6 protein-coding genes are annotated in these 5,248 nt (G+C 57.7%); all 6 read left to right on the top strand.

Annotation, left to right across the window (positions count from 1 at the left end; translation table 11 throughout):
- Nucleotides 1-430: NADH-quinone oxidoreductase subunit H (locus tag BGC09_RS21840; protein ID WP_176729007.1), on the top strand; the 430-nt coding region annotated here is incomplete at its 5' end.
- Between the two features lie 50 nt (nucleotides 431-480).
- Nucleotides 481-1,194: an NADH-quinone oxidoreductase subunit K gene (locus tag BGC09_RS21835; protein WP_084659235.1), complete on the top strand. Its 714-nt coding sequence runs from the start codon at nucleotides 481-483 to the stop codon at nucleotides 1,192-1,194.
- Nucleotides 1,195-1,199: 5 nt separating this feature from the next.
- Nucleotides 1,200-2,681, top strand: a complete 1,482-nt coding sequence (locus tag BGC09_RS21830; RefSeq protein ID WP_069806316.1) for a hydrogenase 4 subunit F — start codon at nucleotides 1,200-1,202, stop codon at nucleotides 2,679-2,681.
- Nucleotides 2,678-4,270, top strand: a complete 1,593-nt coding sequence (locus BGC09_RS21825) for a hydrogenase large subunit (RefSeq protein ID WP_069806315.1) — start codon at nucleotides 2,678-2,680, stop codon at nucleotides 4,268-4,270. Before BGC09_RS21830 ends, BGC09_RS21825 begins: the two co-directional genes overlap by 4 nt.
- A 110-nt stretch (nucleotides 4,271-4,380) precedes the next feature.
- A complete protein-coding gene (locus BGC09_RS21820) occupies nucleotides 4,381-4,851 on the top strand; it encodes a 4Fe-4S binding protein (RefSeq protein ID WP_069806314.1) in 471 nt (156 codons plus the stop codon).
- The coding region (locus BGC09_RS21815) for an NADH-quinone oxidoreductase subunit B family protein (RefSeq protein WP_218104136.1) at nucleotides 4,841-5,248 on the top strand (408 nt) is incomplete at its 3' end. The genes BGC09_RS21820 and BGC09_RS21815, both read left to right, overlap by 11 nt.

Below are 5,248 nucleotides of genomic sequence, written 5' to 3'. Positions count from 1 at the left end.
TCATTGGCTGCTGGTGGTGGCCTTGTTGCTCGTCATTCTGGCTGAAGGTGGGCGTATTCCGGTCGATAATCCCTCAACCACCTTCGAACTCTCGATGATTGAAGCCTCCCGCACCATTGAATACTCAGGTCAGGAGCTGGCCCTGATGGAATGGGGAGGGGCCATGCGCTTCTTTGTGCTCCTTACTATCCTGCTCAATGTCCTGACCGCTCCGTGGGGCCTTGCACCAGAGGCCCACACCACTCTGCTCACTCTGTTCATCGCCTTCGCCTCGCTCCTGCTAAAGATGGTGCTCGTTTGTTGCCTGATAGTGATCATTGAATCATCATTTGCAAAATGGCGCTTCTTTCGCATTCCAGAGTTCTTGGGGATGGCCCTGGTGTGTGCGGGCCTGGCCATCGTGACCTTTTACCTGCTTCAGCTCCACTGAACGGCCTGACGCTTCAGGGGGTGGAGATTCCCTCAGCAAGGAGTCGAAATATGGTACCAGTGCTTGCTCCCACGGTAGCCGGAGAGTTGGTAAAGACGACGTCACTGATCGCTGCGCCATCCACACAGCTCCTTCAGATTCTGGGGGTGCTGCTTCTCCTGAGTACCTTTGCAATAACAGCGGCCCGCCTTCTCTCTCATGCTATCTGGGCCTATATGCTCCAATCGTTGCTGCTCGGATTGATAGCAGGAGTCGTGGGCTATATTACCGGGAGCGTGGATCTTTACGCCGTGGCCGTCCTCACCATCGTGGTAAAATGTGGCGCCATTGGCTGGATTCTCCAGCGGATTACAAGGCGTTTGCATATTCAACGGGAAGTGCGCCCCTATATCAACGTTCCCAGCTCATTACTCATCTGTGTCTTGCTCACAGTCCTGGCCTTCTTCGTATCGCCGGCGGTGGTAGCTCGTGGCGTTGTGCCGGACAAGCCTCCACTGGCGATCTCCATTGCTTTGGTGCTGATGGGGCTGTTCTTACTGGCCAGCCGTCGCCATGTGGTCATGCAGGTAGTCGGGTTGCTCACCATCGAGAATGGACTCTTTGCAGGTGCCATCGCCATCGCCTACGGAATGCCCCTGATCGTGGAATTTGGTATTCTCTTCGATATTCTGATTGCGGTCATAGTCATGGGCCTGTTGGTCACACTGATCCAGCGTGTGCTGGTGAGCGCCGACACGGCTGACCTGCGGCGCTTGCGGGGGTAATTGCTATGCTCTTAAGTCTGATTCTCTGCCTTCCAGTTGTTGCCAGCGGTCTCTGCCTCTTCATCCGGCGCCGCCTGGGGCTCGAATTGCTAACCGTAACCAGCACGGGTGCCATGCTGGTCCTGGTCTTGCTGGCTGCCCATCAGCTGCTTCAAAGAGGCGTACTCAGCGCTCTGGGAGACTGGCTCTATGCTGATGCGCTCAGCATCTTCACGGTACTCGTGATTGCCCTGGTGAGCTTTACAACAGCTCTGTACTCTATCGGGTACTTGCGTGAAGATATGCGAGAACAGGATGTCACCGAGGGAGAAGGTCTGCATCGCCTGCGCCGCTACTACGTGCTCTTCAATCTGTTCGTCTTCAGCATGCTGGTGGTTCCTCTCAGCAACAGTCTGGGCGTTCTCTGGATCGCCATTGAGGGAACAACCCTGGCTTCACTCTTCCTGGTAAGCTTTTACGGGACTCGTGAGGCTCTAGAGGCCGCCTGGAAGTATGTGATTATCGGCTCTGTGGGCATTGCCCTGGCCCTCTTTGGCACCATCCTGGCCTACTACTCGGCAGTGCAGGTGCTGGGGCCAAGCTACGATCTCAACTGGTCGGTTCTGGCTCCGGTAGCAACGCACCTGAATGCAGGAGTGATGCGTCTGGCTTTGCTCTTTATCATCGCAGGCTATGGAACCAAGGCGGGTCTGGCTCCGATGCATACCTGGCTGCCCGATGCCCATAGCGAGGCTCCCAGTCCGATCAGCGCCTTACTCTCCGGGGTCCTGCTGAACTGTGCGCTCTATGGCATTTTGCGCTTCTACGCCCTGGCCGTCCCATCGTTGGGCCGAGCCTATCCAACGGAGCTTCTGCTGACCTTCGGCCTGCTTTCGCTGGTCGTTGCGACCCTGCTCATTTCCCGTCAGCGCGACTACAAGCGTCTGCTCGCTTATTCGAGCATAGAGCACATGGGGATCATTGCCCTCGGCCTTGCCTTTGGGGGAGCAATGGGTCTCTATGGGTCCCTGCTCCAGATTCTCAATCATGCTCTCACTAAATCGCTGATGTTCTTTGCTGCTGGGCAGATCTTACTGAAGTATGAAACGAAGGAAATCAGTCGTGTTGCTGGTGTAATCAGGCTGTTGCCAATCAGTGGAGGGATGCTGCTGGCAGGAGGGCTGGCGCTCACTGGATCACCGCCCTTTGGCCTCTTCATGAGTGAAATGACGATCCTCAGTGCGGGTTTTCGCCAGGGCTTTGCGCTGGTGGCAGCTGCCGTTCTCGTCATGATCGCACTCATCTTTATGGGGATGCTCTTTAAGCTCAGCCATATGCTTTTCGGGAAGCCGCCGGAGACGAGCAAGCCGGGCGAATTCAGCTATCTGAGCGTGCTGGCTATGGCGCTCAGCATGCTCGTTGTCCTCTGCCTGGGGATCTGGATTCCTGCTCCGCTGAGTACGCTACTTCATCAGGCTAGTACTGTGCTGGGAGGCGCTGGACAATGAGCGAGCTCCAGATCCTTGCAACCCATCTTGCTATGACCTGTGGGGGGGTCATCCGCTCTGTTTCAGAGGAGAGTGAGGAGATTGTGCTGGTGCTTCCAGTCGAAGCACTGACAGCGGCGATAGAGGCTCTTCAACGGGAGTCGCAAGCCCGTTTCGTTGATCTGTTCGCTGTCGCTGGCTATCCATCAACGGGGACACTTCAGCTCCATCTCCTTTTTGCGCTTGATGAAGCGCAGGCCTGGCTCCATTTGCTTACTGAGCTTGCGCAGGAGGGAGCAGCTTTCCCTAGTCTTGTCGATCGCTTGCCCGCGACGGACTGGTATGAACGTGTAGTCTGGGAAGAAACGGGAGCCTTACCGCGCGGGCATCCTTTCCTGCAACGCCTACGGCTTCCTGCAAGCTGGCCAGAGAGGCTTTGGACGCAGCGTGCGGACTTCTCCTGGTCGCAGGCACAGCCGACGGCGGCAGATGAAGCAGGCGCTGTAGAGCTGGAAGAAGCTCCTCCTGGGGTGGTCGATTATCCTCTAGGGCCGGTGCGTTCCGGGGTAGTGGAGTCGGGCCATTTTCGGCTACGTACGGTAGGTGAGGAGCTGGTCGATGTCCACCTGCAGTTGTTTTACAAGCATCGGGGCCTCGAGAAGCGAGCCGAGGGACTGTCGCCGGAGTTGTTGCCGCTGGTGGCCGAGCGTATCACCGGCACCAGTGCCTTCTCTCACTCGCTGGCCCTGTGTCAGGCACTGGAGCGCCTGGCTGGAGTACAGGTCCCACTACGCGCACGCTTTCTGCGTACCATCCTGGGGGAGCTGGAGCGGCTCTTTAATCATCTGGGCTACCAGGCTGACCTCTGTCAGGCTACTGGTCTGGTCGTTGCTCAGGCCCAGTTTGATATTCTGAAAGAGCGCGTACTGCGCCTCAATGCCGCAATCAGTGGGCATCGCTATCTCTTTGGCATGAATGTCCCTGGTGGTCTGAGCCGTGACCTGGCAAAGGCAGACATCGCGGCGATTGAAGCCCTGAGCCGTGAATGCAGAGGGGCTCTGGAAGAGCTACACTCCTTGCTACTCAACTCTTCCTCGCATAACGACCGCCTGGAAGAAACTGGCATTTTGCCCCCAGACGAGGCCCGGGCTTACAGCGTCGTCGGCCCAATCGGACGCGCCTCCGGTATTGATCGAGACCTGCGACGCGACCATCCCTATGCTGCCTATGGGGAAGTACAGTTCGAGGTGCCCGTTCTCCAAAAAGGTGATGCCTTTGCCCGCTCGCAGATCCGTCTGGAAGAGGCGAGGCAGTCGCTTTTCATCATCGAACAGGCCCTGAAGCGGCTTCCACTGGGTGAGGTGCGGGTGCCAATGCCCCCCTTGCCACCAGGGGGCTCTGCACTGGGATGGGCAGAGACCCCTCATGGTGAGGCGGTCCACTGGCTCCTGGTTGGGGAAGATGCTACCTTGCGTCGCTATCGTGTACGCCCAGCCTCCTTCGCTAATTGGCAGGCTTTCCCTATTGCCATTCCCGGTCACAATATCTTGACGGATTTTCCGGTCATTGAGCAGAGCTTCGGCCTTTCGATCGCAGGCGCTAATAGCTGAGGGGACGAAGGGTGAGACGATTCGTCCAGGCAGGGATAAGGAACGCTGAGCAGCAAAGGCATTCGGCGATGATCTGAGGCTGTTCTCCGAGGACAGAGGAGGAAAATATCATGTTCTTTTCCTGGGTGCGCAAAGGGCTGCGTACCGGCGTGCTTACCACACGCTATCCTGCCCGCCCTGAACCAATGCCTGCAACGTTCCGCGGTCGGCCTATCCTCGACGCCAGCCGGTGCCAAGCGGACCAGGGTTGCACAGCCTGTGTGCAGCTCTGTCTGCCCGCAGCACTGAGCCTGAGCACCCGTCTGCTCTCTTCAGCAGAGACCGGGGACGGTGATCAGCAGTGCTGGCAGATGGAAGAGGATACCTCGGGCGTGCGGCAGGAGGTGACGCTGGACTACGCCCGCTGTATTATGTGCGGTCTCTGCGCGCAGGCCTGCCCGACAGAGGCCCTACGCATGACACCCGACTATGAATTGGCTGTGACAGGACGTGAGGACCTGCGCCAGGTTGTGCGCTTTTCTCCATATAGAGAACAGGAATATCTGGATGGAAAGGAGCAGAATGACGGCGATGCCTGCTGATGTGGCAACTGAAAACGCTGCTGAGCAGCTCAAAAAACGTATACAACGTTTGTTCGGGGGCTCGCTTCATATCCGACACGTGGACGCTGGCTCGTGCAATGCCTGTGAGTCTGAGATCAAAATGCTCACGAATCCCTATTATGATATCCAGCGCCTGGGGATCTTCTTTACCCCCTCGCCGCGCCATGCTGATCTGCTGCTTGTGACCGGGCCGGTGACCCACGCGATGAAAGAGCCGCTGCTGCGGACCTATGAGGCAATGCCTGATCCGCGTTTAGTGGTGGCAGTGGGAGCTTGCGCGTGCAGCGGAGGCATGATGGGGCCAAGCGCTTTCGCCCACGGTGGGCTGGCGGAAGTGCTGCCAGTTGATGTCTTTATCCCCGGCTGCCCTCCGACC

It is taken from the genome of Thermogemmatispora onikobensis, from assembly GCF_001748285.1.
Classification (GTDB): domain Bacteria; phylum Chloroflexota; class Ktedonobacteria; order Ktedonobacterales; family Ktedonobacteraceae; genus Thermogemmatispora; species Thermogemmatispora onikobensis.
This window is presented reverse-complemented; position numbering and strand designations above follow the sequence as displayed.